The following is a 1,061-nucleotide window of genomic DNA, read 5'->3' as shown; positions in this document are numbered from 1 at the left end:
CGTGGACTATGCCCGCGACTATGAGCCGATGGCGGTGCGCAAGTTCGGTAAGGACCTGGCCTACGGCCTCTATCAGAACGACCCCGAACCCCGCGACGCCGAGCCCGCCCAGCCGGTCAACGAGCACGTGATGCGGTGGGAAGACGGGCGGCTGGTGATCAGGGCGAAGCTGGACGCGGTGACCGGCGCCAAGTACGAGGCGCTGCTCGACCCGCTGGCCAAGCCCCGCCCCGAAACGGCCGAAGAGGGCCCCGACCTGCGCTCGCGTGCCGAACGTGAAGGTGACGCCCTGGCTGACTTGGTCGATCTGATGTTGCGCGCGGACCAGTTGCCTGAGCACGGCGGCGAACCGGTCACCCTGACCCTGACGATGCGCTACGACGACCTGGCTGCCCAGGTCGGCCAGGCGACGCTGGACAACCAGGAACGCGTCCCGGCCGCCCAGGTCCGCCAACTGGCCTGCAACGCAGGGATCATCCCGCTGGTGCTGGGTGAGAAGTCGCAGCCGATGGACATCGGCCGCAAAACCCGCACCTTCCCGGCGGGAATCCGCCGCGTCCTGGTCGCCCGCGACCACGGTTGCGCGTTCCCCGGCTGCGGCCGACCGCCGAAACAGTGCGACGCCCACCATGTTCATCACTGGGCGGATGGCGGTGTCACCTCGGTCGGCAACGCGGTGCTGCTGTGCCGCCACCACCACACACTGATCCACCACAGCGAGTGGACAGTACGGATGGTCCACGGCACACCCACCTTCTACCCACCGGCGTGGCTCGACCCGCAACGCAGGCCAAGACGCAACCTCCTCCACACCGCAGCGGCATGACGGGCGGGCCCACGGGCCCGCCCGCAATTGGCACGCCCGCCGCCTGTCGCCTACCGAATGAACGCCCCTCGGCCCGCTCGCAATGGACTCGGCGATACCCGCTGACGCCATTCCAGGAGCGCGCCACGAGGATTCCATCTATATCTCGCGAAGCCGAAGGCAAGCGGCGATGGCGAAGCCGAGCCGAAGCTCCTATAGCAACGCGGGCCGAAGGCAACTCCGTGTGGCGATGCGA

General features: G+C 68.4%; 1 protein-coding gene. It reads left to right on the top strand.

What is annotated here, in order from left to right:
- Nucleotides 1-826 (top strand): HNH endonuclease signature motif containing protein (locus DI276_RS35415; RefSeq protein WP_232837139.1); only part of this gene is annotated, 826 nt, incomplete at its 5' end.
- Nucleotides 827-1,061 lie beyond the last annotated feature (235 nt).

Source organism: Lentzea terrae, from assembly GCF_003265345.1.
GTDB lineage: Bacteria > Actinomycetota > Actinomycetes > Mycobacteriales > Pseudonocardiaceae > Lentzea > Lentzea terrae.
The sequence above is the reverse complement of the archived record's forward strand: the minus strand, read 5'-3'. Positions and strand labels throughout refer to the sequence as shown.